Annotated in this window: 23 protein-coding genes and 3 tRNA genes; 11 read left to right on the top strand and 15 right to left on the bottom strand. The window is 64.2% G+C overall.

Annotated elements, in window-relative coordinates:
* The first annotated feature begins 44 nt into the window (after nucleotides 1-44).
* The 3 genes from WBP06_RS14645 (at nucleotide 45) to WBP06_RS14635 (ending at nucleotide 1,623) form a co-directional block, all read left to right on the top strand.
* Complete coding sequence (locus tag WBP06_RS14645) at nucleotides 45-464, top strand: CopG family transcriptional regulator (protein ID WP_395329217.1); 420 nt, start codon at nucleotides 45-47, stop codon at nucleotides 462-464.
* Nucleotides 461-682, top strand: coding sequence for a helix-turn-helix domain-containing protein (locus tag WBP06_RS14640; RefSeq protein ID WP_395329214.1), 222 nt, complete (start codon nucleotides 461-463; stop codon nucleotides 680-682). Before WBP06_RS14645 ends, WBP06_RS14640 begins: the two co-directional genes overlap by 4 nt.
* A gap of 182 nt (nucleotides 683-864) precedes the next feature.
* Nucleotides 865-1,623 carry a hypothetical protein gene (locus WBP06_RS14635; protein WP_395329211.1) on the top strand — a complete coding sequence of 253 codons (759 nt, stop codon included), beginning with the start codon at nucleotides 865-867 and terminating at the stop codon, nucleotides 1,621-1,623.
* A gap of 143 nt (nucleotides 1,624-1,766) precedes the next feature.
* On the opposite strand, the gene istB is transcribed toward WBP06_RS14635, so the two are convergent.
* The 8 genes from istB to WBP06_RS14595 all read right to left on the bottom strand — a co-directional run bounded on the left by istB (nucleotide 1,767) and on the right by WBP06_RS14595 (nucleotide 9,528).
* Complete coding sequence (istB, locus tag WBP06_RS14630) at nucleotides 1,767-2,546, bottom strand: IS21-like element helper ATPase IstB (RefSeq protein WP_395329209.1); 780 nt, start codon at nucleotides 2,544-2,546, stop codon at nucleotides 1,767-1,769.
* Nucleotides 2,536-4,056 carry an IS21 family transposase gene (gene istA / locus WBP06_RS14625; RefSeq protein ID WP_395334184.1) on the bottom strand — a complete coding sequence of 507 codons (1,521 nt, stop codon included), beginning with the start codon at nucleotides 4,054-4,056 and terminating at the stop codon, nucleotides 2,536-2,538. Before istA ends, istB begins: the two co-directional genes overlap by 11 nt.
* A gap of 87 nt (nucleotides 4,057-4,143) precedes the next feature.
* Nucleotides 4,144-4,836: a tyrosine-type recombinase/integrase gene (locus tag WBP06_RS14620; protein ID WP_395329207.1), complete on the bottom strand. Its 693-nt coding sequence runs from the start codon at nucleotides 4,834-4,836 to the stop codon at nucleotides 4,144-4,146.
* Between the two features lie 164 nt (nucleotides 4,837-5,000).
* Nucleotides 5,001-5,076 (bottom strand) — tRNA-Thr (locus WBP06_RS14615).
* A 118-nt stretch (nucleotides 5,077-5,194) separates the two neighbouring features.
* Nucleotides 5,195-6,430 carry a hypothetical protein gene (locus tag WBP06_RS14610; RefSeq protein WP_395329205.1) on the bottom strand — a complete coding sequence of 412 codons (1,236 nt, stop codon included), beginning with the start codon at nucleotides 6,428-6,430 and terminating at the stop codon, nucleotides 5,195-5,197.
* Between the two features lie 4 nt (nucleotides 6,431-6,434).
* Nucleotides 6,435-7,244 (bottom strand): sugar phosphate isomerase/epimerase family protein, encoded by an 810-nt coding sequence (locus tag WBP06_RS14605; protein ID WP_395329203.1) that lies wholly within the window; start codon nucleotides 7,242-7,244, stop codon nucleotides 6,435-6,437.
* On the bottom strand, nucleotides 7,244-8,407 hold the full coding sequence (locus tag WBP06_RS14600) for a sulfotransferase family protein (protein ID WP_395329200.1): 1,164 nt from the start codon (nucleotides 8,405-8,407) through the stop codon (nucleotides 7,244-7,246). Before WBP06_RS14600 ends, WBP06_RS14605 begins: the two co-directional genes overlap by 1 nt.
* 2 nt (nucleotides 8,408-8,409) lie before the next feature.
* Nucleotides 8,410-9,528, bottom strand: coding sequence for an LLM class flavin-dependent oxidoreductase (locus tag WBP06_RS14595; protein ID WP_395329197.1), 1,119 nt, complete (start codon nucleotides 9,526-9,528; stop codon nucleotides 8,410-8,412).
* Nucleotides 9,529-9,652: 124 nt separating this feature from the next.
* Between WBP06_RS14595 and WBP06_RS14590 the strand changes: the two genes are divergently transcribed.
* From WBP06_RS14590 to WBP06_RS14580, 3 genes are all read left to right on the top strand, one after another.
* Nucleotides 9,653-10,762: a helix-turn-helix transcriptional regulator gene (locus WBP06_RS14590; protein ID WP_395329194.1), complete on the top strand. Its 1,110-nt coding sequence runs from the start codon at nucleotides 9,653-9,655 to the stop codon at nucleotides 10,760-10,762.
* 346 nt (nucleotides 10,763-11,108) lie between these two features.
* The gene (locus tag WBP06_RS14585) at nucleotides 11,109-11,861 is read left to right on the top strand and encodes an SDR family oxidoreductase (RefSeq protein WP_395329191.1); all 753 of its coding nucleotides are present in this window, start codon (nucleotides 11,109-11,111) and stop codon (nucleotides 11,859-11,861) included.
* 25 nt (nucleotides 11,862-11,886) lie between these two features.
* Nucleotides 11,887-12,687 (top strand): SDR family NAD(P)-dependent oxidoreductase, encoded by an 801-nt coding sequence (locus tag WBP06_RS14580; protein WP_395329188.1) that lies wholly within the window; start codon nucleotides 11,887-11,889, stop codon nucleotides 12,685-12,687.
* Between the two features lie 504 nt (nucleotides 12,688-13,191).
* Here the strand turns inward: WBP06_RS14580 and WBP06_RS14575 are convergent.
* Nucleotides 13,192-14,256 carry an aldo/keto reductase gene (locus WBP06_RS14575; protein WP_395329185.1) on the bottom strand — a complete coding sequence of 355 codons (1,065 nt, stop codon included), beginning with the start codon at nucleotides 14,254-14,256 and terminating at the stop codon, nucleotides 13,192-13,194.
* Between the two features lie 123 nt (nucleotides 14,257-14,379).
* Between WBP06_RS14575 and WBP06_RS14570 the strand changes: the two genes are divergently transcribed.
* Nucleotides 14,380-15,534 carry an aminotransferase class I/II-fold pyridoxal phosphate-dependent enzyme gene (locus tag WBP06_RS14570; RefSeq protein WP_395329182.1) on the top strand — a complete coding sequence of 385 codons (1,155 nt, stop codon included), beginning with the start codon at nucleotides 14,380-14,382 and terminating at the stop codon, nucleotides 15,532-15,534.
* 147 nt (nucleotides 15,535-15,681) lie between these two features.
* Here WBP06_RS14570 and WBP06_RS14565 read toward each other — a convergent pair.
* Together WBP06_RS14565 and WBP06_RS14560 are read right to left on the bottom strand one after the other, a co-directional pair.
* Nucleotides 15,682-15,756 (bottom strand) — tRNA-Gly (locus WBP06_RS14565).
* 60 nt (nucleotides 15,757-15,816) lie between these two features.
* Nucleotides 15,817-15,891: transfer RNA gene (locus WBP06_RS14560), tRNA-Gly, on the bottom strand.
* Nucleotides 15,892-16,093: 202 nt separating this feature from the next.
* Between WBP06_RS14560 and WBP06_RS14555 the strand changes: the two genes are divergently transcribed.
* Together WBP06_RS14555 and WBP06_RS14550 are read left to right on the top strand one after the other, a co-directional pair.
* Entirely contained in the window at nucleotides 16,094-16,993 is a 900-nt protein-coding gene (locus tag WBP06_RS14555) for a tetratricopeptide repeat protein (RefSeq protein WP_395334182.1), read from the top strand.
* 14 nt (nucleotides 16,994-17,007) lie between these two features.
* Nucleotides 17,008-17,619, top strand: a complete 612-nt coding sequence (locus WBP06_RS14550; protein ID WP_395329179.1) for an LON peptidase substrate-binding domain-containing protein — start codon at nucleotides 17,008-17,010, stop codon at nucleotides 17,617-17,619.
* A gap of 211 nt (nucleotides 17,620-17,830) precedes the next feature.
* On the opposite strand, the gene WBP06_RS14545 is transcribed toward WBP06_RS14550, so the two are convergent.
* The 4 genes from WBP06_RS14545 to WBP06_RS14530 all read right to left on the bottom strand — a co-directional run bounded on the left by WBP06_RS14545 (nucleotide 17,831) and on the right by WBP06_RS14530 (nucleotide 21,423).
* On the bottom strand, nucleotides 17,831-19,210 hold the full coding sequence (locus WBP06_RS14545) for an L-serine ammonia-lyase (protein WP_395329176.1): 1,380 nt from the start codon (nucleotides 19,208-19,210) through the stop codon (nucleotides 17,831-17,833).
* 119 nt (nucleotides 19,211-19,329) lie between these two features.
* On the bottom strand, nucleotides 19,330-20,094 hold the full coding sequence (locus tag WBP06_RS14540; RefSeq protein WP_395329173.1) for a molybdopterin-dependent oxidoreductase: 765 nt from the start codon (nucleotides 20,092-20,094) through the stop codon (nucleotides 19,330-19,332).
* A complete protein-coding gene (locus WBP06_RS14535; protein WP_395329170.1) occupies nucleotides 20,091-20,963 on the bottom strand; it encodes a cytochrome b/b6 domain-containing protein in 873 nt (290 codons plus the stop codon). The genes WBP06_RS14540 and WBP06_RS14535 overlap by 4 nt, the downstream gene beginning before the upstream one ends.
* A 43-nt stretch (nucleotides 20,964-21,006) precedes the next feature.
* A complete protein-coding gene (locus tag WBP06_RS14530; protein WP_395329167.1) occupies nucleotides 21,007-21,423 on the bottom strand; it encodes a secondary thiamine-phosphate synthase enzyme YjbQ in 417 nt (138 codons plus the stop codon).
* Between the two features lie 478 nt (nucleotides 21,424-21,901).
* On the opposite strand from WBP06_RS14530, the gene accD reads away from it, so the two are divergent.
* Together accD and accB are read left to right on the top strand one after the other, a co-directional pair.
* Entirely contained in the window at nucleotides 21,902-22,750 is an 849-nt protein-coding gene (accD, locus tag WBP06_RS14525) for an acetyl-CoA carboxylase, carboxyltransferase subunit beta (protein WP_395329164.1), read from the top strand.
* Entirely contained in the window at nucleotides 22,747-23,205 is a 459-nt protein-coding gene (accB, locus tag WBP06_RS14520; RefSeq protein WP_395329162.1) for an acetyl-CoA carboxylase biotin carboxyl carrier protein, read from the top strand. The genes accD and accB overlap by 4 nt, the downstream gene beginning before the upstream one ends.
* Nucleotides 23,206-23,207 lie beyond the last annotated feature (2 nt).

Here is a 23,207-nt window from a genome sequence, read left to right as displayed (position 1 = left end):
CGAGTGTCTATCCCGAGAATTTGGCGGCTGGCATCGTGGCGGGCATGCAGACGCGCAAGTCCCGCCATCAGCTTTATCTGCCTGATCACCTCTCGGCGCGCCTCGATGCATTGGCGGCCGAGCCGAACAATTCCAAGACCGCGATCATGACTGATGCGCTCGGCGCTTGGTTCGAGCGCCGCGAAGATCTCGAGGCAGAGCAGCAGTTCGGGAAGAAGCTGGAGCGGCAGGCGAGGGCGGTTGAACGGATGGAGCGGAGGCTCGATTACCTCACCGAAGTGGTCGGGCTTTTCGTGCGTCATCAACTGACACTGACGGCGCATCATCCGGCCTTCGATGTGGCGACCCGCAAGCTTGGCCAGGCTCGCTATGACGCCTTCGTCCGGCTGGTCGCGGAGCAGGCCGCAAGAAGTGGCAGCGAAAAGGCAGGCGAACGTCGGATTCCAGGCAAAGGAGAGAAATGATGGACGAAGAGCGGGCGAGGGCAATGAGCAGCAAGTACGTGCAGCAGTCGCCGACCGAGCCTTTGGCCGTTCGAATTCCCGAAGCTTGCCGATTGACCGGGATCGGACGCTCTAAGCTCTATCAGATGATAGCCGACGGTTACATCGAGACCATCAAGGTCGGCGCGATCACCTTGGTGCCAATGCGAACACTCCGGCGGTTGATCGAGCGTCCTTGAGTGGGACATTGCGCTCGGTCCGCTTCGGAGCGGTCCCGATCGGATAGCGGACATACCTGATCCAGCGCATTGATGTCTGGAGCCGCCGACATAATGGCCGTGGCGAACTAACCCCCATCTCAGGCCGAACGCCATCCTAGAAAGAGTTGGCCGGTTCCATTCAAGACTGTAACGGGTGAACGATGTTCACGCTCACCTATCCGCTGTCACTTCCGGAAGGGCGTAGCTTCCACAGCGACGCGCGCGCAATAGTGCCACCCCTGATGGGGAACCTCCGCCTAACCCACCATCCCCATAATGCTGGTTATCCTGTCGTCCTCATAATCGAAGGGTTCGATGACCAGGAGGCCGCTGCCGCGTTTGCTGACGAGTTCGGGGCTTTTCTGCGCTGCGCGAGTTTGTCGCTCGAGCACGGCTTCAGGATTTCAGATCAACCGGCGATTCTCACGGATGTGGCTGCATATGATGGCAATAGTCCAACGATATTCCGAACAGACCTGAAAGCTCGGCCATATTGGGCGCGGGCTACAGCTACCCTCATCAATCATCTTGTAGTGCTCGCAAATGAAATAGTCGCCGAACAGAAGAATGGGTCGGCCAAGCGCCTGCGCGAATGGCCAGAATTGGCCACCGCAGTTCGATTGTATGCCGAATCCTCATTCGCAGGCGGCGAGACTGCGCGGTTTGTCGTCCTGCTTTCGGCGCTGGAGGTGCTGATACCGGTGGGTGGTGGCGCCAAGCGCAGCCAGGTCGTCAAGATGGTCGGCGACACATTGCGGAACGCGGGGCGGATCGATGAGAAGTCGGTCAGACGCGAGCTAGACCAGCTTTACGTAGCCCGAAACGCCTTGCTGCACGAGGCCATTCCCGTGAGCCAAAAGCAAATCGACGCGCTGTCGGCGATCGTTCGGGACACGCTACGTTGCCTCGTTAGCGCATGACGTCAGTGCGAGTCGCAGTCATTTGGGCGTCGAATGAACGCTCTAATGCGCGTGTGTTGATTGCCACTGAGATGTGACCCGGGGTTTCCATTAAGAATTGACCCGGGTGGGTGTGGGTTATGTGCTGCCGTTGAGGGGCAGGTTCAAGATGCTGGCTTCTCCTTTCTGGCTTTGGGGGCAGCGGTGCTGGCGCGGAAGCGGAAGCTGTCGTTCCCAGTTTCCAGGATGTGGCAGTGGTGGGTAAGCCGATCGAGCAGCGCGGTGGTCATCTTGGCATCGCCGAACACGCCAGCCCATTCGCTGAAGCTGAGGTTCGTGGTGATGATGACGCTGGTGCGCTCGTACAGCTTGCTGAGCAGGTGGAAGAGCATGGCTCCGCCCGATGGGCTGAAGGGCAGATAACCCAGCTCGTCGAGGATTAGCAGGTCGAGACGTAGCAGGCGTTCTGCCAGCTGGCCGGATCGGTTCATGGTCTTTTCCTGCTCAAGCGCATTGACCAGATCGACCGTGGAGAAGAAGCGGACCTTCTTGCGGTGATGCTCGACGGCCTGGACGCCCAGTGCAGTTGCGATATGGCTCTTGCCGGTTCCGGGCCCGCCAATCAGCACGACATTGTCGGCGTTTTCCATGAAGTCGCCTTGGTGAAGCTGGCGCACGAGGGCTTCGTTGATCTCGCTGGCGGCAAAGTCGAAGCCAGCCAGATCCTTGTAGGCCGGGAAGCGGGCCGCCTTGATCTGATAGGCGATGGACCTGACCTCGCGTTCGGCCATCTCTGCCTTCAGGAGTCCAGCGAGCATCGGCACGGCAGCATCGAAGGCAGGCGCGCCCTGCTCGATCAGTTCGTCGGCGGCCTGAGCCATGCCGAACATCTTGAGGCTGCGCAGCATGACGACGACCGCGGCACTGGCGGGGTCATGACGCATGGCGGATATCCCTCAGCCTGTCATAGCGAACGACATTGGCCTCGGGCTCCTGCGTTAGGCGCAGGGCCTGAGGCGCATCGATTGGCGACGCTGGAGGCGCCTTGCCGTCGATGAGACGATGCAACACGTTTAGAACGTGGGTCTTGGTGGCGACACCGGCCTCCAGAGCCAACTCGACCGCGCTCAACACAGCCTGTTCGTCGTGATGCAGAACGAGAGAAAGTATCTCGACCATCTCCCTGTCGCCACCAGAGCGCTTGAGCAGATGGCCTTGTAACTGCCGGAAGGCTTCGGGCATCTCGAGGAAGGGGGCGCCATTACGCAAGGCGCCGGGCTTGCGCTGGATCACCGCTAGATAATGCCGCCAGTCATAGATTGTGCGTCCCGGCTTGTGATGAGAGCGCTCGATGAGCCGGGCATGTTCGCACACGATCTGGCCTTCGGCCGCTATGACCAGACGATCTGGGTAGATCCGCAGGCTGACCGGGCGGTTCGCGAAGGAAGCGGGTACCGAATAGCGGTTGCGGTCAAAGGCGATGAGGCAGGTCGGCGACACGCGCTTGATCTGCTCGACAAAGCCATCGAAGGGCCGGCCCAGCGGCATCAGGCAGGAAACTTCCTCGGCATGCACATCGGCCACGGTGCCGGGCATGACACTATGCTGGATATCGCTCCATTGGGTGATGCATTGCTCTTCCAGCCAGGCGTTCAACTCAGCCAAGCCCGGAAAACTTGGCATCGGTTGCCACAACCGGCGCCGAGCGTCCTGGACGTTCTTCTCGACTTGCCCCTTCTCCCAGCCTGAAGCCGGATTGCAGAAATCCGTCTCGAACAGATAGTGGCTGGCCATGGCGGCAAATCTTGCGTTGATCTGCCGCGCCTTCCCGGTCCCGATCTTGTCGACAGCGGTCCTCATATTATCGAAGATCCCACGCTGGGGCACGCCGCCCAGCACTCGGAACGCCTGCGTCAGCGCGTCGAACAGCATCTCATGGGTCTGGAGCAGATAGGCGCGGACGATGAAGGCGCGGCTATGCGCCAGTTTGGTATGAGCGACCTGCAGCTTCGTGGGCTTGCCATCCAGCACGGCATAGTCCTCGCTCCAGTCGAACTGGAACGCCTCGCCAGGCTGGAAAACCAGGGGCACGAATGTTCCACGCCCGCTGGTCTGCTGCTCATATTGCAGCTCGGTCCGCCATCGTCGGGCAAAAGCGGCAACCCGGTTATAAGAGCCATCGTATCCCAGCTCGACCAGATCAGCATGCAACTGCTTGGCAGTCCGCCTTTGTTTACGGGACTTCTTGGATTCCACTCGCAACCAGGCCGTCAGCTTCTCGGCGTAAGGGTCGAGCTTGCTCGGCCGGATCGGAGCCTTGAAGCTCGGCTCAATCGCGTCAGAACGCAGATATTTGCGGATGGTATTGCGGGACAGGCCGGTCCGCCTCTTGATCTCCCGAATGGAGATCTTCTGCCGGAAATGCCACCGGCGGATCACACTGAGTAAGTCCATGTCGATCACTCCACGACCCTCCGACTGGCAGCCGGAGGCGAGGGAAACATGGGTCAATTCTCAATGGTAATTTATACGCCCACCGGGTCACATCTCAGTGGCAATCAACACGCCATACCCATCAATTGCGCGCAAGAGCTCGCCAAACTGAGCCGGCTCCAGAATCGCGGCGTGATGCTTTACCTTGGGGTTAATCAGAGCTCCGCGCAGGATGTCGGCGGGATTGTGCTGAGCTCGTAGGGTCGCGACTGCATATCGAAAAATGCGTCCGGCGAACGATCGGGCGCGGATAGCCGATTCATGATGCCCCTTTCGTTCGAGCTTCTTGAGAGCCTTGAGTAGCTCATGTGCAGTTATGTCGGCGATTGGGCGGTTGCCAATGGCCGGGCCCAGGACATCCACGAACCAGCGGGCCTTCTTGACCGTCGCAGCAGCCTTACCCTCCAACTCCATCTTTTCGATCAGTTCGTCGGCTACCAGACGGAATGTGGTGCGAGCGGCGATCTCCGCTTCCACCCTAGCCTGCGTCCGGGCCGCGACAGGGTCGACGCCACTTTCGAGTTGCTCGCGGGCTTCATCTCGCTTTTCCCGGGCCTCCTTGAGGCCGACATCCGGATAGCGTCCAAGCGCCATCTTCTTTTCGATCCCGTGGAACCGGAATTTGACCCGCCAGAGCAGCGATCCGTTGGGATTAACGAGGACGTAAAGCCCTTTGCTGTCCGCGACTTTGTAAGCTTTTTCGCGGGGTTTGAGGGCGTTGATCTGGGTTGTGGTCAGCATCTGGGGGCCCCGAATCGAGAGGATCGAAAAGGCCCCCGATTCGGGGCCCCCAATTCACCTGGATGGAGGTGGACAGAGGGGGACGCCACCGGAAAGCCGATGTCGTATTATACCTGATTTCCGGGGGTTTTCGGAGCGAAAAAACGCTTGACAAAGGGGAATTCTGGTGCCGCTTACGTGACTCGAACACGTGACCCCATCATTACGAATGATGTGCTCTACCAACTGAGCTAAAGCGGCATGCCTGATGAGAACCGGCAAGCCGGCCATGGGCAGGGGGCGCCTTTACCGAGCGGCGCAGGATCGCGCAAGGGGCTTTGCAACCACAGGCGATGAACTTTTTCGGATTTCTTGTCCGTCACAGACCGTACCGCAGTTTGATCGCGCGATATCGCTCCAGCAACATCGCCGCGCGGGCCTCTGGGGCAGCCTTCGCGGTGGATTTCGGCAGGTGGTCTTGCAGTTCCGCCGCCTTCACCAGGTGTGTGCGGAATGTCGCCGGTTGCTGGCTCATCAGGTTGCGGTAGGTGAGGTTTCCGTCCGAAAAGCCCTGTGTGTCCAGCCAGTTGTGAAGGGCCGGGTCTTGATGCGCAAGAATCAGGCGCACCACTCCGTCGTCGTCGATTTTGGTGCGCGCGGGGGTGTAGCTGACGGGGCGGTGGAGGGAGTCCATCGACCCCATCAGTGCGCCGCCCATGCCGAACAGCCAGAACCCTTCATGCCAGTCCATCTCGACGATCAGCGCCTCGTCGGGTTCGAGGTGCCAGACCATGTGGGCGGCCATGCGCCCGCGCTTGGCATCGCTGGCGTCGTTGGCGGCCTTGTCCGCCGGGAACATGTTGAGGCTGGCGGGATCGCAGACTCCGCGTGAGGTGAGCCAGGCGTGTTCCGGCCAATCGCGCATCAGGCCGGTGACGAAATGGCCGGCCCAGTCCATCGCCTCGGTCATCGTGGCGGGCGAGGGGAGGGGGCGCGGCGTGGTCATGCCGATCCGCTCTATGGAGAGGGTGGTCGGCGTCTCCCCCCAGGCATCGAAGGCTTCGCGGACGAACAGCTTGCGCGTGCCCGGCGTGGTGGGGAGCCAGTTCCTGTCCTGCGGCGGGCCGCCGATCGTCACTTCGAAGTATCCATCGGCATCGGCTTCGATCTGGTGGCCGAACAGGTTCGCTTCCGGGATATCGCCGAAGGGTTCGTGCAGGCTGGGCCAGTCGGTGCCGGGGATCGTCTCCGGGCGAGGGCCCTGCACCGTCACGTTGAGCCAGCGGGCAGTGCCACGTCTGCCGCTGAGGCGGTAGACGTGGTCGCCGGAAATCCATGCCTGCCGATAGGTGAAATCCGCCAGATCGCCGCCCAGCTTCATCGTCGGCGTAGTGAACCAGTGGATCTGTGGGAACGCCGGATCGCGCGTTTCCAATGCGAGGTCGAAAGCCTGACCGAGGTTCTGCGTGAGAAAGCGGAAGGCGTCGGCGCGTTGGAGCGGGGTGGCTGGGTTCGCGTCCTTGAAGGAGGACATGCCGGCGTGCTTCAATTGTTCGCAGAACGTATCCCACGCGGTCTTGAGCGCTGCGTCATCGGATCCGTCGCCATAGGCCATCGTGTCAGGCTCCCAATCGGGTGAGGAGGTCGGAAAGGGTGCGCGCGGCACGGGTGCAGGCTTGGGCGGCGCCTTCCGCCTCGATACGCTGGCCGACCAGTTCGAGATCGAACAGGCCAGTGTAGCCAAGGTCCAGCACGTCGCGCAGGATCGTTTCCAAGGGGACGGCGCCATCCCCCGGCACGGCGCGGCAGGGCGTGGTGCGATCGCCGGGCACGTGGTCGCTCACTTGCACGAGGCCGGTGAGCGACAAGGCCTCGGCCAGCTTTTCGCGAAGGCCCGCCTCGACCCAGCAGGCGTGGAGGTCCACGCAAAGGCCGATCTGCGCAAGCCGGGCAAGGCGCAGGGTATCGGGCAGGGTGTGGGCGATGTGGATGTCCACCGTCAGCGGCGAGGCGTTCTCGACCAGCAGCGCAATGCCTTGCCGCGCGGCGTGTTCGCGGCAGGGGGCGAGCAGTTCGGAGAAGCGTTCGGCTGCCTGCTCCCACGACAGCGCGCCGCGTCCGCCGGTGATGAGATAGATCGATGGCGCGCCGAGGTCTGCGGCGATGTCGATCACCTGCATCAGGTCGCGCGCGGCGGTGCCGCTATCGCGGGCGAGATCGGGATGGAGCGCGAAGGGATGGTTGATGCAGCCGATCGCCATGCGGCCGTGCTGCACCGCCTCGCGCGCAGCATGAAGCTCTCTGGTCTGGAGCAATCGCGGCGAAACGAGGGTGGCATGTTGCACGCCGATCTCGCCGCAAAAGTCCAGAAATGGACCGGTCTCGCGGTCCACCATCGCCACTTGGTGCAGGCTGACGCGGCGGTGCATCAGCGCTGCTCGATCTCGACGCCGAAGCGTTCGCGGAACGGGGCGAACTCCGCGTTCAGCGCGTCGATGTCGTAGCCGGCATCGACCAGGACTTGCGTCGAGTAGTGGAACTTGCCGTGGCGGTCGCCCTTGTTCGCGGCGAGGTAGTGCCGCATCGCGCTTTCCGCTTCGGGCGTGAACGGGCGACCGGCGAAGGCGTAGTAATCGTGGATCACGCCGATGGGATCGGCCACGAAATCGCGGTAGCGGACGTGATGGATGCGCGGATCGCTCGCCAGTGGATGGGCCATCGTATTGCCGATCGACCAGCGCACACGCTCCAGATGGGCGCGGGCTTCCTTCACCAGATCGATCCTGCCGACCACGCCGTCCATGATGTCTGCCATCATCATCGTCGAACTGGCGGCCACCATCACCGGATCGCGGTGCAGCCAGACGAGCGAGGCATCGGGATAGGCATCGAAGAAGGCGTCCAGCCGCGTGGTGTGGAAGCCCTTCAGCACCCAGTGACGCGTTGGTCGCTTGTATTGCAGCGCTTGCAGCATGGCCTTGTGGATGCGGTACTGCGTGGGCGGATCGGTGGGCAGGCCGAAGGAAAGGTTCTGCATCGGCACGCGCCACCATGCGGTGGGCGTCATCACGCGGAAATCGAAAGCCCACGTGCGCTCGTCCTCCGGCAGGCCGTCACCCAGCATGTCGTTGTAGGGGTGGCAGTGCAGCCAGCGCGGCATCTTGGCATTGATCTCGCGCCATTCGGCGTCAGCGCGCGAGATGCGGGGATCGGTGCCCGCGACCGTCCCCGGCGGTGGCGAGGGATGCATGACCTCCCAGAACCGCAGCGCGCGTGCGGCGGGATCGACTGCAAGCAGGGCATGCATCAGCGTCGTGCCGGAGCGGGGTTCGCCGCTGACGAACATGGGGCGATCGATCGCTTCCTCGGCCAGCGGAAAGCGCTTGCGATCCTCGAAGAAGCGCAGGCGGTCGGTCAGCAGCCAGAGCACGTTTTCCGCCGCCGCCGCACGGCCCGCCTCGTCCATGGCGATGCCGTTGATGTGGTCCACGGCGAGGGCGAAGCGTTCGGGGAAACCGTCATCGGCCCAGTCGGACAGGCCGGTGCGTGTCTTTGCCTCTTGCAGCAGTTGCTGCGCGTTCAGATCGGCCATGCTCAAGCCTCCACCAGACGCGCGATTTCGTCTTCGGTCTCGCGGACTTTGGCGGCGCTGGTGGCGGAGAACTTCATGCCGCCCATCGCGCCATATTCCATCAGCTTGTAGACGCGCATCCCGGCATCGGCGAAGCCCTTGATCTTCAGGGCGACTTCCTTCGGCGTGCCGGTGGGCAGCACGTCGCGGATCGCCTGCGGGTTCATCTCGTCGCAGAACTTCAGCATCTTCTCACGGCTCAGGCGCACCGGATCGAAATCCATGATGCCGCGCCAGTCCGGCCCCATCGGATGCTCGTAGCCGAACTGGGCAAGATCCTTGGCGGTCATCATCAGGATGATCGACTTCACCATCGGCGCGCGCAGCATTTCGTCGATCTCGTCGGGCTCGCCAATCAGGCACATCTGCGTGATGGCGGGGGTGAAGTGGCTCATGTCGCGCCCCGCCGCGTCGCCTGCGTCCAGGATGACCTTCAGTTTCGCGGCATAGTCCTCCGGCGTCCACGATCCCGCCGGCCACCAGCCATCCGCCTCTCGCCCGGTGATGGAGAGCATCCTCGGCCCCGCCGCGCCCAGCCAGATCGGCGGCGCCTTGCCCTCATGGAACTCGGTATCCATCCGCGCGTGGTGAAGGTGGAAGAACTGCCCCTCGAAATCGACCGGGCCATCCGCATGCCACAGCAGCTTGATGACCTTGATCGCCTCTTCCAGCCGCCCCACCGGCTTGTCGAAATCGAAGCCGTAGGGGACGGTGTTCTCCAACTCGCCCGAGCCGAGGCCAAGGATGAAGCGCCCCTTCGACAAGTGGCTGATCGTCAGCGCCGTTTGCGCCAGCAGCGAAGGGTGACGGCGCACGGTATCGACCACGGTGGTCGCCAGCGGGGTGTTTTTGGTCAGCACGGCGGTGGCGGCGGCGACGGCCAGCCCGTCGAGATGGCGGTGCGGGCTGGGCGAGGCTTTCGCAAGGTCGGTGAATTCCGGCGTCCAGATCGAATCGGGCCAGAAGCTGACCATGTGATCGGGCAGCCAGATCGAGTGATAGCGGCCCGAATCGTAGTCCTGCGCCATGTCGATGCCGAGTGGCAGGGTGGTTCGCAGGAAGGCTGCGGGCTGCACTTTCATTGGCTCATCCCTCTCAGGCAGCGTCCGCACCGCTGGGGTGATGGTTCGGCGCCGCTCGTTGTCTCCGGGGCCGGTTGTGGGTTAGCCCTCGGCCAAGGAAAATTCCCATTTGGGGATCGCGGAAATGCTGCAAGGAGAGGACGCGGCGCTACTGGTGCCGCTGATCGAGGGACTGGTGGAAGACCCGCCCTGGCGGCGCTTCCTCGATGCCCTGCGCGCGCGCGTTTCGGCGGATTATGCCAGCCTCGTGTTCCGCCCCCTGCCGCTCGGCACGCCGGAGGCGCGAGTGATCCACCTCTATTCCGGCCAGCCCTCGCCCCCGCCGGTTTCGCGGCTCTATCGTGAGAGCCTCTATTTGCGCGATCCCATGCCCTACCACGCGATGCAGGAGGGCCGCAGCCACGCGCTGCACGAATTGCTGCGCTTCGGTGATCCGCGGCACGACGCCTATCTCGACCAGCTTCTGGTGCCCTCCGGCATGAACCACATGCGCATGATCCGCTTCGCCGAGCCCGGCGGGGTGAACGGCTGGATCACGATTACTCGCCGGGATGGCGAGTTTGCGGCGGATGTCGACGGCCTGCTCGAAGACCTGGCCCCCCATCTGCGCGCGGCGCTCGGCAGCTTCGTGGCGCTGGAGCGTGAGCGGATGGGGGCGGAGATCGAGCGCGAGGCGGTGCGGCGGATGAACTTCGGCTGGGTGACGCTTGATGGTGAGGGTAGGGTGCTCGACGCCGATCCGCTGGGCACGCGGATGCTGGCAGGCTCGACCGGGCTCATGCAGACCCGCGATGGCCGGCTGAGCGCGCACGACACGAAGCTGCGGCGGCAGCTTGCGGAAGCCATCGGTGAACTCGCGCGCGATCCCGATGCCCGGCCGCGTGCGCTGGTGCTGTGCCGGGAGCCGTGGCTCGACTTGCTGCTGGTCCCCTCTGGCCGGCGCATGGGGACGACGCGGGCGGCGCCTGCGGTGCTGTGCTACCTCCACGCCGATCATTGGTCCTCCGCCGACCGTTGCGGGCAGCTTGCGCAACTGTTCGACCTCACCGCGAGCGAGGCGCGACTGGCACTGGCTTTGAGTCGGGGCTTGTCGATTGCCGAGGCGGGGCCGGAAGTGGGCCTGACGGTGGAATCGGCGCGGACCTATTCCAAGCGGATCTATGCCAAGACCGGAGCACGGGGGCAGGCGGATCTGGTGCGGTTCATCCACCGCAGTGTGCTGGCGATTGCTTGATCGGTTCACGCGGAGACGGAAAAAGTTGAATCGCGCGAAGGCGCAAAGAGATCGCTTGCCGCCCGGGGCATTCCTGTGATCGCCCCATATTGCGCCACCGATGACGTTTGAAGGCGGCTTCGGTGCTGCGCGCGGCTCCTGCCTTTTCTTCTCCGCGTCTCCGCGCCTCCGCGTGAAAATCCTTCCCGCACACCGTTGCCAGATCGCAGATGGATACATTCACTGCACCTCGCAGTAGCGATTTGAACAGTTGTTCAGCATTTTCCGTTGACTTCGCACCCGCCACCCTCCAGCCAATGGATACGAAAGCGGTCGCAAGGTGCCGCGTTGGGAGAGTGGAGAAGCCATGTCGGGCCAGCTTGCAGGAAAGGTCGCGCTCGTGACGGGCGCGTCGTCGGGGATCGGGGAGGCGGCGGCGCTCTGTCTGGCCGAGGCGGGGGCGACCGTGGTCGTCTGCGCGCGACGGGTGGAGCGGCTCTCGGGGCTGGTCGCCCAGATCGACGCGGCCGGCGGCACCGCGCTGGCGGTCCCCGGTGACATGACCGTGGAAGACGATGCGCGCGGTGCGGTGGAGAAGACCGTCGCTGCGTTCGGGCGGATCGACATCCTGATCAACTCGGCCGGGATCATGGAGGCCGGCGGGATCGAGAATTGCGACACCGCGATCTATCGCCGGGTGATCGACATCAACCTGATGGGCACCGTCTACACCAGCGCCGCCGCCGTGCCGCACATGCTGGAGCAGGGCGAGGGCGACATCATCACCATCTCCTCGCTCGCCGGGCGCAAGGGCGGGCCGATGACCAGCGCCTATTCGGCCAGCAAGCACGCGGTGAACATGATGACCGACGGCATGCGGCAGGAACTGGGCGGCCGCAACATCCGCGTCACCACGCTGATGCCGGGGGCGACCGAGACCGAAGTGGCGGATTCGATCTCCGACCCGCAGTGGCGCACCGCGATCAAGGCGCATGTCAGCAAGGAAGGCGCCGTGAAGCCGCGCGACATCGGCGAGGCTTTGGTCTTCATCCTCGCCATGCCGCGCCGGACGAACATCTCCGAAATCTCGATCCGTCCGACCATCGACACCAGCGCCTGATCCGGCACCTGAGAGGAGAATGAACATGGCAAGGCTTCAGGATAAAGTCTGCATCATCACCGGCGCCGGTTCGGGCATGGGCAAGGCGATGGCCGAACTGTTCCACGCGGAAGGCGCGAAGCTGGTGCTGGCGGACATTTCGGGCAAGCAGGACGAAGTGGCGGCATCGCTCGGCGGCCAGGCGGTGGGCGTGCAGTGCGACGTCTCTGACGAGGCGCAAGTGCAGGCGATGATCGCCACGGCGGAAGACCGTTTCGGTCGGCTGGACGTGCTCTGCAACAATGCCGGCTTCGGCGGGCCGATGGCGCCGCTGCACACGCAGTCGCTGGAGACCTGGGACCGCGTTCACGCGACCAACTTGCGCGGTGCGTTTCTGGGCATGAAGTATGGCATCACCTCGATGCTGAAGACCGGCGGCGGGGCGATCGTGAACACGACTTCGGCCTCGGGCGTGATCGGGTGGAAGCACCATTCGGTCTACGGCGCGGCCAAGGCGGGGGTGAACCAGCTGACCAAGGCGGCGGCGCTCGACTATTCGGATCAGGGCATCCGCGTGAACGCCATCGCGCCCGGCACGATGTGGACGGGGCTGGTCGAAGCCTCCCGCACCCATGCCGAGCCACCGGCCGAGTTTCCGGTGCTGGCCGGCATCCCGATGGGGCGCTGGGGGCTGGCGAAGGACATTGCGCAGGCCGCGCTCTATCTGGCCAGCGACGAGGCCGCCTATGTGACCGGCGTGGTGCTGCCGGTGGATGGCGGCTACTGCATCGGCTTTTCGGGCATGGGGGCGGAACGTCCCGGTATCGCCAGCGCCAATCCGGGCTGAGGGAGTGGGCCGGTGCCGCCATGAAAGTGCCCCGCGAGGGCATTTTCCGAACGCACTCTGAGCGGGTGTCCGGTTCGGCTGCCGCGTTTGGCTGTGCGCGGCACCGACCCGCTTCTCACCCTGCCTTCCGGCGAAATTCCCCCCGGTGAGAAGGCGCCCCAGGGGCGACGAATTCCCCCCGGATTCGTCGCTCAGCCACAGGGCGATGCGGGTCGATGCCGCGTTCCGGCAGTGCCGGATGGCCGGAAATCCAGCCGGAAGAAACCGATGCCGCGAAGGCCCCACTTCGCGCGCGCATCGCGTTCATCAAAACGTAAACGGCCATCCATGCGCGTTTCCACCGATCGCCACGTCGGACCGGCTCCAGCGCTATGGCAGCATCCGGAACAGGCGGTTCACGGTGCCCGTTCCGGATGACCATTCTTATGGCACTTCGCGGTTGCGGAAAGCGTGAGCAAGATCACGCCCGGATTAATCGGGACGAATCCGGCTGACGCTTCAGTCTCAGCGGCGCGTTTCCACGGTTACTCCGCCGGTCATGATATGCTCCGCAGGGCCGGTCAGCATGTCCATCGGGAAGACCTTCGGCACGGCGCTGGCCGTATCGAGCCGGGCGAGGTGTTCTTCCGAGAGCGTCACTTCCAGCGCGCCAAGATTGTCTTCCAGTTGCGCCGGCGTGCGCGCGCCCAGTACCGGGGAATCGACATCGGGATGGGCGAGCAGCCAGGCCAGCGCCACTTGCGCGGGGGTACAGCCGATATCCTTCGCGACATCGGCCGTGACTTGCGCGATGGCGAGGTTCTGCTCGCTCAGCCGCCCGGTCGCGACATTGATGGCCTTGCGCGATCCCATCATCTCGCCGGCGGGGGCGGAAATATCGGCGCTGCTGTACTTCCCGGTCAGCACGCCGCCGCCCAGTGGGGACCACGGGCAGACGCCCAGCCCCATTTCGCGCGCCATCGGGATCATCTCACGCTCCACCGTGCGTTCGATCAGGTTGTGCTGGATCTGCAGCGCGCAGAACTGCGTCCACCCGCGCACTTCGGCAATCGCCTGCATCCGGCTGGCCTGCCAGGCGGGGGTGTCGGACAGGCCGATGTAGAGCACCTTGCCGCTGCGGACGAGATCGTCGAACGCGCGCAGGATCTCGTCCACCGGCGTGCGGAAATCCCACATGTGCAGGTAGAGCAGATCGATCCAGTCGGTCTTCATCCGCTTGAGAGAGGCTTCGACCGAGCGAACCATGTTGCGCCGCGAATTGCCCGCCGCATTGGGGTCACCGGGGCTGGTGGTGATCGAATACTTGGTGGAGATCACCAGCTTCTCGCGTCGGTCGCCCACGATCTGGCCCAGCAGCCGTTCGGAACCGCCCATCTGGCCGTAGAAGTCCGCCGTATCGACGAAGTTGCCGCCGTGATCGGCGTAGATGTCCAGCATCCGTGCCGCTTCTTCGTCGGTGGAGCCCCACCCGCCGGGGCCGACACCGAACGTCATCGTGCCAAGGCAAAGCGGCGAGACGCGCAGGCCCGAGCGGCCCAGCAGACGGTAGTGATCGAGCTGAGTAGGCAAATGTACTCTCCTTCGGTGCGCAGTCTGCCGAGCGGTGCGGGCTTGGACCATATGACCGGGCCCATCCTGCCCGCTCGGGCAAGCGGGATTGCCTGAGCGGCCCAAGGCACCTAGCAAGCGGGGATGAACGCTCCTCGGAAGATTGCGCAGAAGATCGCTCAGGTCGATCCCTTTCACGCCATGGCGATCGGCCGCCTTGCCTATGAATTGCAGGCAGAGGGGCGCGATGTGATTCACATGGAATACGGGCAGCCCTCCACCGGCGCGCCGGCGGCGGCGATTGCCGCCGCGCACAAGGTGCTGGACAGCGATCCGGGCGGGTATTGGGAAAGCACCGAACTGCTGGACCGCATCGCCCGGCACTATGCGGAGGCTTACGGCGTATCGGTCGATCGTGAACAGGTGATCCTGACCTGCGGAGCGTCCCCCGCGTTCGTGCTGGCGCTGACCAGCCTGTTCGCGCCGGGCGCGCGAGTGGCATTGGCGCGGCCGGGCTATGTTGCTTATCGAAATACGCTGAAGACGCTCTATCTGGAGCCGGTGGAGATGCCCTGCGGCCCGGCCGAACGTTATCAGGTGACGGCGGCCGCACTCGATGCGCTCGATCCCGTGCCCGATGGCCTGATTCTGGCGAGCCCGGCGAATCCGACGGGGACGGTGATTGCGCCGGAAGAACTGGCCGCGATTGCCGAAGTCTGCCGCCGCAAGAACATCCGCGTGGTGTCCGACGAAATCTATCACGGCCTGACCTACGGCGATGCTGCGCAGTCCACCTTGCAGCATCTGCCGGAGGCGGTGATCGTCAACAGCTTCTCGAAATACTATTCGATGGCGGGCTGGCGCTTGGGTTGGCTGGTGGTTCCGCCCGAAGTCGTGGCCGCGGCGCGGGCGCGGATGAACAACCTGTTTCTGACGCCTTCCGTGCTGGCGCAGCACGCCGGCCTGATCGCCATGGATTCGACCGAGGAACTGGAAGGTCACCTGCATACATACGCGCGCAATCGCGAACTGCTGCTGGCGGCGCTGCCCCGCCTTGGCCTCAGCGAGATCGCGCCGCCGGATGGGGCCTTCTATATCTACGCGGATATCGGCCACCTGACCAATGACAGCCTGGCGTTCTGCCGCCAGCTTCTGCGCGACACGGGTGTTGCCACCGCGCCGGGGATCGATTTCGATCCCGTGGACGGCCACCGCTATTTCCGCATGAGCTTTGCGGTTTCCACACCGCTGATCGAGCAGGCCATCGAACGCATGGCCGAATGGTTTGCCGCGCGGTGATTGTTTGAAAGTCCGCCGCAGGCGGATTTTGCCGCGACAAAAATGCCCTTCGGGACATTTTTCAAGCAGGCGCTGTGCGAAGGGCGAAACGCAAAAGGAAGGCTTGTGCGCTTCGTTTCAGATCTGCGATTTCGTGAGAAGTCGAACTGGAGCGGGCGAAGGGATTCGAACCCTCGACCCCAACCTTGGCAAGGTTGTGCTCTACCCCTGAGCTACGCCCGCTCTGGCGTTCGAGACCTTCTGGAAGAGCCGGAGCTCCCGCCAGAAAACCCGATTATGAACTGGAGCGGGCGAAGGGATTCGAACCCTCGACCCCAACCTTGGCAAGGTTGTGCTCTACCCCTGAGCTACGCCCGCTCTGACGTTCGAGACCCGCTGGATTAACCGGCAGGTCCGGGGTGGAGGCGGCCCACTAGCAGTGCTTTTTGGGGTCGGCAAGAGCAAAATTGAAAGAATCGTACGAAGGCCTGCAACAAGCCCATAAACCCTTCACAAATCGGTCGCGAAGGCCGATCTAGTGCCCTCAAGCACATTCACGGGAGCAAGAATCTTGGCCAGCATGGGTCTCAACCTCGACGAACAGAAGGCGGTGGACCGCTTCCGTCAGTCCGTTGCCGAACCGTCGATGACGAAGCTGGTGATCCTGGATTTCTGGGCGGAATGGTGCGGGCCGTGCAAGGCGCTGACCCCGGTTCTGGAAAAGGTCGCGGCCGAATATGCCGACAAGGGCGTGATTCTGGCAAAGCTCAATGTCGATGAGGAACAGTTCATCGCCGGGCAGTTCCAGGTCCGCTCGATCCCGACGGTCTACGCGATCTTCCAGGGCCAGCCGGTGGCAGACCTGACCAATGCGCGCACCGAATCGCAACTGAAGCAGATGCTGGACCAGCTTCTGGCGCAGCTGCCGATCCAGGCTGGCGGCGAACCGCAGCAGGATATCGCGCCGCTGATCGCCATGGGCGAGGAAGCGCTGGCGGGCGGCGATGGCGAACGCGCCGCCTCCATCTTCATGCAGATCCTCGACATCGCGCCGGACAATGCCGAAGTGATCGCCGGCTTCGTGCGTGGCCTCGTCCTCGCCGGACGGATCGAGGAAGCCGAGCAGGTGCTTTCCAGCCTTGAGCCGGAGCTCACCGCCAATCCGCTGGTGGAGCGTGCCCGCTCGGCGCTGGCGCTGGCGAAGGACAAGCCGGAGGACAGCGAACTCGCCGCCCTGCGCGCCGCCGCTGCCGAGCGTCCCGCCGACATGGAGGCGCAGCTTGCCTTCGCCAACGCCGCATTCGCCGCCGGCGAGCGTGACGATGCCGCCGCCACTTTGCTGCGCATGGTCGCCGCCGATCGCGAGTGGAACGAAGGTGCCGCACGTGCGAAGCTGCTCCAGATCTTCGAGGCGGTCGGCCTGGAAGATCCCTGGGTGGCCGCCACGCGCCGCAAGCTTTCCACCGTGCTGTTCGGCTGATCGGAGCGGCGCCCGTGCGGATCACCATCTTTCCTCTGCCGGGCGCCGTCCTTTATCCGGGGCTGCAACTGCCGCTCCACATCTTCGAGCCGCGCTACCGCGCCATGATCAGCGATGCGCTGGCGCGGGATCGGCGGATTGGCATGATCCAGCCGCAGCGCCCGGTGGAAGGGGCACCGCTCTATGCGGTGGGCTGCCTTGGCCGCATCGGCGATGTCGAGGCGCTGGACGACGGGCGGTTCAATATCCTGCTGGAAGGCGAATCGCGCTTTCGCCTGCTGCGCGAACTCGATGTCTCCACCCCGTTCCGGCAGATCGAGGCCGAACTGCTGCCCGAAGATGGCGACGAAGTGCTGGCCGCCATCGAGCGCGCCAGTTTTGAGCGTGAAGCGCGGCGCTTCGCCGATGCGCAGGGCTATGCGGTGGACTGGGACCAGGTCGCCAGGCTGGACGACCAGTCGCTGATCAACGGCGTCTCGCAGATCGCACCGTTCGATGCTGCGGCCAAACAGGCGCTGCTGGAAGTGTCGAGCCTGCGCGAGCGGTGCGAACTGTTGGTACAACTGATGCAGTTCTTCGGCCGCCGCGCGGATGACGACGATGAGGACGGAGTGACGTTGCAGTAGTGCGTACGCTGTGCACACGCTCCGTTCAGTTGCTCACCCAAGCGCGGTAACACCCGAATCCCGCAATATCCAAACTCCGTCGCCCCCGCGAAGGCGCCCCCTTACCTTTCTCCCCGCTTCGTTGGCACCACGGCTCAAGAACAAGCGGGATCCCCGCCTTCGCGGGGATGACGGTGAGTTTTGGGACGGGCCAGCTATTGGCCGCTGAGGCTCAGCAGGCAACTACGTTGATCGCCAGCCCGCCCTGGCTGGTTTCCTTGTACTTGCTCGACATATCGAGCCCGGTCTGGCGCATCGTCTCGATCACCTGATCGAGCGACACGCGCGGTGTCTCTCCCGCATGCAGCGCCAGCTTGGCCGCGTTCACGGCCTTCACCGCCGCAATGGCGTTGCGTTCGATGCAGGGGATCTGCACCAGTCCGCCCACCGGATCGCAAGTGAGGCCAAGGTTGTGCTCCATGCCGATCTCCGCCGCCGCGCAGACCTGCACCGGGGTGCCGCCCCAGACCGCCGCAAGCCCGGCCGCTGCCATAGAGCAGGCCACACCCACTTCGCCCTGGCAGCCCATCTCCGCGCCGGAGATCGAGGCGCGCTGCTTGTAGAGCAGGCCGATCCCCGCGGCCGTGAGCAGGTAGCGGCGGGCCTTCACGGGGATCGCGGCATTCCCGTCGCTGCAATACTGGCGCAGCAGGGAGGGGATGATGCCGGCGGCGCCATTGGTTGGCGCGGTGACGACGCGGCCGCCGCTGGCGTTCTCCTCGTTCACCGCCATGGCATAGAGGTTCAGCCAGTCCATCAGCGTTTCCGCCTGATTGTCCTGCGGGCGGGCGATCAGCTTCTGGTGAATGGCGCGGGCGCGGCGACGGACCTTGAGCGGGCCCGGCAAGTGCCCCTCCTTGGTCAGCCCCTGATCGATGCAGCGGTTCATGGCATCGGCGATCATGTCCAGCCCGGCGAGCGTCTCTTGCTCAGGCCGGCGCGCGGCTTCGTTGGCGAGCATGACTTCGGCGATGTCCAGGCCGCTTGTCGCGCAGACTTCCAGCAGTTCCGCACCCGAACCGAAGGGGAAGCGGACCGGTGGGCCGTTGACCACCTGATCGTCCGGTGCGGGCTGTTCCAGTTGATGGCGGGTGGAATAGAAGCCGCCGCCGGTGGAGAAATATTCGCCGCGCGCCAGTTCCTCCCCCGCCGCGTCCAGCGCCGTCAGCACCATGCCGTTGGGGTGCAGGTCGGGGATGTGGTCGAAATCGAGGATCAGGTCGCGCGCGCAATCGAACGCGATTTCATGACGGCCGAGCAGCGCGATTCGCCCGCTCTCGCGCACGGCAGCCGCAGCGGCGTGGGCTTCGGCAGGTTCGGCGGTCTCGGGTTCGAAGCCGATCAGGCCCATCAGGCAGGCGTCGGGGGTGCCGTGGCCTTCGCCGGTCAGCGCCAGTGATCCTTGCAGGTCTACGCGCACGCGGGCGATCGCTTCAAGCTGTCCGGCGGCGTCCAGCCCCTGAAGGAAGCGCAGGGCAATGCGCATCGGGCCGACGGTGTGAGAACTGGAAGGGCCAAGGCCGATGCGAAACAGGTCGAGCGCGGAAATCACGACGGAAACTCACAATCAAAGGGGGAAGTCACGGGGGCACGCTCTCGCGATATTTTTTTGAAGCAGCGGGGATAAGCCAGATAGGCCGGGATGCAATGGGGATGCTGGGGGCCAGCCCACTAAATCCCGGCATACCACGCGTAGCGGCCGTTATCTTCCCAGTACCCGCCCTTGCCGCCGTAAATTCCGTCGAGCGCGGCAACCGCCTCGATGCGGGTGACGAACTTGGCGTGCTTGTACCCCAACTGGCGTTCCACCCGCAGGCGCAGCGGTGCGCCATGCTGTTCTTCCAGCGGGCGACCGTTCATCGCCCAGGCCAGGATCGTCTGTGGATGGAAGGCGTCCACAAGGTCGATCGATTCGTAATAGGGGCGCCCGCCGTAGAGATCGGCGCAATGGAACACGAGGTAGCGGGCCTCCGGCCGCAACCGCGCAAGGTCGAGCAGGGTGGCAAGGCGCGGGCCGGTCCACTTGCCGATCGCGCTCCACCCTTCCACGCAATCGTGCCGGGTGATCTGGGTGCGCTGGGGGAACTGCTTCAGCGCAGTAAGCGGCAGCGTGAGCGGTCGCTCCACCATCCCATCCAGCCGCAATGCCCATTGCGAGAAGCCTTGCGCGAAGTGGGCGCGATAGACCGGATCGGCCACGGCCATGCTGCCGTTGGCACGGAACGTGGGCGACATCTGCGATTCGGCGAACTCGCGCGCCAGCGCATCGCCGGCGAGGCCGCGCTGGGTCACGCGGTGCAGATCCTCGGCCTTCCCTAGGAAATCGAGCACTTTGGGGTCACGCGTCAGCCGGTCGCAGCCGGACAGCAGCAATCCGCCTGCGCCCACGACGCTCGCCTGAATCAGCCGCCGTCTGGAAAGGATCAGCTTGCTCATCGGTTTCGCTCTTTCGGCAGGCGATACCAGCCCGTCACCATCGAGCGCAGTTCGTTGAACGGTCCGGCCAGCACGACCATGGCGATATGGATGACGAAGAACGCCACAAGGGAGAAGGCGCAAAGGAAGTGGATCGACCGCGCCGTCTGCCTGCCGCCAAACACTTCCGTCACCAGCGGCAGCCAGGCATCGGTGCCGGGCGACAGTGCAAGCCCGGTCAGGATCATCAGCGGCAGCAGCCCGAACAGCACTCCGGCATAGGCGATCTTCTGAAGCGTGTTGTAACGCAGCGCCGCCGCGCCACTGGGCAGGCGCAGCCGGGCGTGATCCTTCACTTCCTGCCAGAGATGGCGCATCCGCCATTCACCGCGCCTGATGTGAATGTCGCGCTGGAGGTGGCGGTTGACCAGCGACCACACGAGATAGGCCGCCAGCCCCAATGACAGCACCCAGGCGAAGGCCAGATGCCACGTTCGCGCATCGGCCAGGCTGTAGTTGGAGGGGATCGTCGCCCAATAGGGGAACGCACGGCGATGCGGGGTGCCGTCCGGGTCGTTCCAGTAGCCGAGCAACCCGGTCGTCTCGATCCGGTGTCCCGCCACTTGCAAATAGCCATATTCGTAAGTGCCGATCCGGGCAGAACCGATCTTCAGCCATGGCGTATCGAAGTTCGCGCCGTATTCGCCCCAATAGAGCCGGGCGTGGGCGTTGAAGATCATCAGCCCGCTCATCAGCATGATCAGCAGCGTCACCGCGTTGGCCCAGTGCCAGATTCGCGTGGAAAGCCGGTGGCGCTTCACCAAATCGCCAGCCTGCGGCCCCGCTTCGACGGGTGGGGGCGATTCGGTGGATGGGGCGATCTCGCTCATGCTTCCAGTTCGTCCCGTGCCCTCAGCCGGTTACAGCGCGAGTCTACAGGCCGGAAAGATGCAGCGCCACCTGCCGTCGATGAGGCGCGCGGCGGTGCTCGGCCAGATAGATGCCCTGCCATGTTCCCAGCGCCATGCGTCCGCCGATCACCGGGATCGACAGGTTCACCCCGGTCAGCGTGGCTTTCAGATGTGCGGGCATGTCGTCCGGCCCTTCATCGTCATGCGCGTACCACGGACCTTCGGGCGCGATGCGGTCCAGCCAGGCGACCAGATCGCCGCGCACCTCGCGCGCCGCATTCTCCTGAATCAGCAGCGAGGCGGAAGTGTGGCGGCACAGCAGGGTCAGCAATCCCTCGCCGATGCCGCTGTCCTGCTGCCAACCGGCAATCGCCCGCGTGATATCGGTAAGCCCCCGGCCCAGGGTGTCGAACGTCAGGATTGTGGTCGCCTGTTTCATGCGGAAGCCATCCTGATCGCAGGACTTCTCTCGATCAACCGGAAGATTGGCGGCCAAATATGTCTCATTTGAGCAACAGCGAGGGCTCCCAAGGACGGATAATTTCTTCCTTGACGTATTGGGAAGGTGATGGGATGCAGCAAAGATTCAGGGCTTCCATGTAACTTTACAGGGGCGGCGTCAGGACCATGGAAATCCCGGATTCCTGCGCCGTTCGGCACTGTCCCACAGCGGGAACGTGGCCCTTGCATGGCACTTTTTGTCCATGCCTTCGCGTACAGGCGATTGATCAAGCCATATCTCCCGCGTATTGCCGCGCTCGGCGACGGGCCGGCAGACCGGCACGGTGTCTGTCGTCCGCAAGGATCGTTCGGTCGCAGGACATGGCGGAAATCGGCATGTTCATACGGCGTCCGGACGGCCGCGAGATGAGCCCGGACAATCACCGGGCCGCTCGGGTCTCACGCAAGGGTTGGTCATGAGTTGGCTTAGCAAAGTACGCAATTCCCTAGGGAACCTGAAGAAGCGGGATACGCCCGACAACCTGTGGACCAAGTGTCCCGGTTGCGGCGAGATGCTCTTCACCAAGGAGTTCGAGGACAACCTCTCGGTCTGTCCGCGCTGCCAGTATCACGGCCGCATCGGCGCGCAGCAGCGCTTCGACCAGCTTCTCGACGCCGGCTACGGCGTCCTCTCGGCACCGCGCGTGCCGGAAAATCCGCTCAATTTCCGCGATTCCAAGAAATATTCGGATCGCCTCAAGGCCGCTCGCGCCGCCAACCCGTTCCCCGATGCGCTGACCAATGCGCTCGGCACGATCGAGGGGCGCAAGGTCGTGCTCGGCGTGCAGGATTTCGCCTTCATGGGCGGATCGATGGGCATGGCCGTGGGTGAGGCTTTCGTCGAAGCCGCAGAGCGTGCGATTGCCGAGAACTGCGGCTACGTCATTTTCACCGCCGCGGGCGGCGCACGCATGCAGGAGGGTATCCTCTCGCTGATGCAGATGCCCAAGGCGACCGTCGCGATCCGCCGCCTTGCGCGGGCGGGTCTGCCCTACATCGTCGTCCTGACCGATCCCACCACCGGCGGCGTCACCGCCAGCTATGCGATGCTGGGCGATATCCACATCGCAGAGCCGGGCGCCCTTATCGGCTTCGCCGGCCAGCGCGTGATCCAGGACACGATCCGCGAGAAACTCCCCGACGGCTTCCAGCGCGCCGAGTACCTCCATGCCCACGGCATGGTGGACATGGTGGTCCACCGCAAGGACCTCAAAGGCACGCTGGCATCGCTGCTCGGTTATCTTGAACGAAAGGAAGTTGCGTGAACATCGACAGCGCGCTGGTACGCGAGCTCGCCGAGCTCCTGGCTGAAACCGGTCTGACCGAGATCGAGGTCGAGGACGGCGAACGCAAGATCAAGGTCACGCGCCAGGTTGCGCAGCAGCTTGTCGCTGCCGCCGCCCCGGCATTCCCTTACCCGGCGCCCGCCGCGGCCCCGGCTGCTGCCGCCGCTCCGGCTGCCGAAGCCACCGCCCCGGCCGCTCCGGTCGACGCCGTGAAGTCGCCGATGGTGGGCACCGCCTACCTCGCGCCCGAACCCACCGCGCCGAACTTCATCAGCGTCGGCCAGCAGGTGAAGGCTGGCGACGTGCTGCTGATCGTGGAAGCCATGAAGGTCATGAACCAGATCGTCGCGCCCAAGGGCGGCACGATCCAGGCGATCCTCATCGACAACCAGCAGCCGGTCGAATTCGACCAGCCGCTCGTCGTGATCGCCTGAGG

Source organism: Novosphingobium mississippiense, assembly GCF_044029535.1.
Lineage (GTDB): Bacteria > Pseudomonadota > Alphaproteobacteria > Sphingomonadales > Sphingomonadaceae > Novosphingobium.
The sequence above is the reverse complement of the archived record's forward strand: the minus strand, read 5'-3'. Positions and strand labels throughout refer to the sequence as shown.

Excerpts from the sequence above, each read along its gene's own strand:
- WBP06_RS14590 (WP_395329194.1), top strand. The coding sequence starts at position 9,653 with ATGCTGCAAGGAGAGGACGCGGCGCTACTGGTGCCGCTGATCGAGGGA.
- WBP06_RS14600 (WP_395329200.1), bottom strand. The coding sequence starts at position 8,407 with ATGGCCGATCTGAACGCGCAGCAACTGCTGCAAGAGGCAAAGACACGC.
- WBP06_RS14635 (WP_395329211.1), top strand. The coding sequence starts at position 865 with ATGTTCACGCTCACCTATCCGCTGTCACTTCCGGAAGGGCGTAGCTTC.
- WBP06_RS14570 (WP_395329182.1), top strand. The coding sequence starts at position 14,380 with ATGAACGCTCCTCGGAAGATTGCGCAGAAGATCGCTCAGGTCGATCCC.
- istA (WP_395334184.1), bottom strand. The coding sequence starts at position 4,056 with ATGGACTTACTCAGTGTGATCCGCCGGTGGCATTTCCGGCAGAAGATC.
- WBP06_RS14535 (WP_395329170.1), bottom strand. The coding sequence starts at position 20,963 with ATGAGCGAGATCGCCCCATCCACCGAATCGCCCCCACCCGTCGAAGCG.
- WBP06_RS14595 (WP_395329197.1), bottom strand. The coding sequence starts at position 9,528 with ATGAAAGTGCAGCCCGCAGCCTTCCTGCGAACCACCCTGCCACTCGGC.
- WBP06_RS14555 (WP_395334182.1), top strand. The coding sequence starts at position 16,094 with ATGGGTCTCAACCTCGACGAACAGAAGGCGGTGGACCGCTTCCGTCAG.
- WBP06_RS14645 (WP_395329217.1), top strand. The coding sequence starts at position 45 with ATGCAGACGCGCAAGTCCCGCCATCAGCTTTATCTGCCTGATCACCTC.
- accD (WP_395329164.1), top strand. The coding sequence starts at position 21,902 with ATGAGTTGGCTTAGCAAAGTACGCAATTCCCTAGGGAACCTGAAGAAG.
- WBP06_RS14640 (WP_395329214.1), top strand. The coding sequence starts at position 461 with ATGATGGACGAAGAGCGGGCGAGGGCAATGAGCAGCAAGTACGTGCAG.
- istB (WP_395329209.1), bottom strand. The coding sequence starts at position 2,546 with ATGCGTCATGACCCCGCCAGTGCCGCGGTCGTCGTCATGCTGCGCAGC.
- WBP06_RS14620 (WP_395329207.1), bottom strand. The coding sequence starts at position 4,836 with ATGCTGACCACAACCCAGATCAACGCCCTCAAACCCCGCGAAAAAGCT.
- WBP06_RS14530 (WP_395329167.1), bottom strand. The coding sequence starts at position 21,423 with ATGAAACAGGCGACCACAATCCTGACGTTCGACACCCTGGGCCGGGGG.
- WBP06_RS14580 (WP_395329188.1), top strand. The coding sequence starts at position 11,887 with ATGGCAAGGCTTCAGGATAAAGTCTGCATCATCACCGGCGCCGGTTCG.
- WBP06_RS14605 (WP_395329203.1), bottom strand. The coding sequence starts at position 7,244 with ATGCACCGCCGCGTCAGCCTGCACCAAGTGGCGATGGTGGACCGCGAG.
- WBP06_RS14540 (WP_395329173.1), bottom strand. The coding sequence starts at position 20,094 with ATGAGCAAGCTGATCCTTTCCAGACGGCGGCTGATTCAGGCGAGCGTC.
- WBP06_RS14610 (WP_395329205.1), bottom strand. The coding sequence starts at position 6,430 with ATGGCCTATGGCGACGGATCCGATGACGCAGCGCTCAAGACCGCGTGG.
- WBP06_RS14585 (WP_395329191.1), top strand. The coding sequence starts at position 11,109 with ATGTCGGGCCAGCTTGCAGGAAAGGTCGCGCTCGTGACGGGCGCGTCG.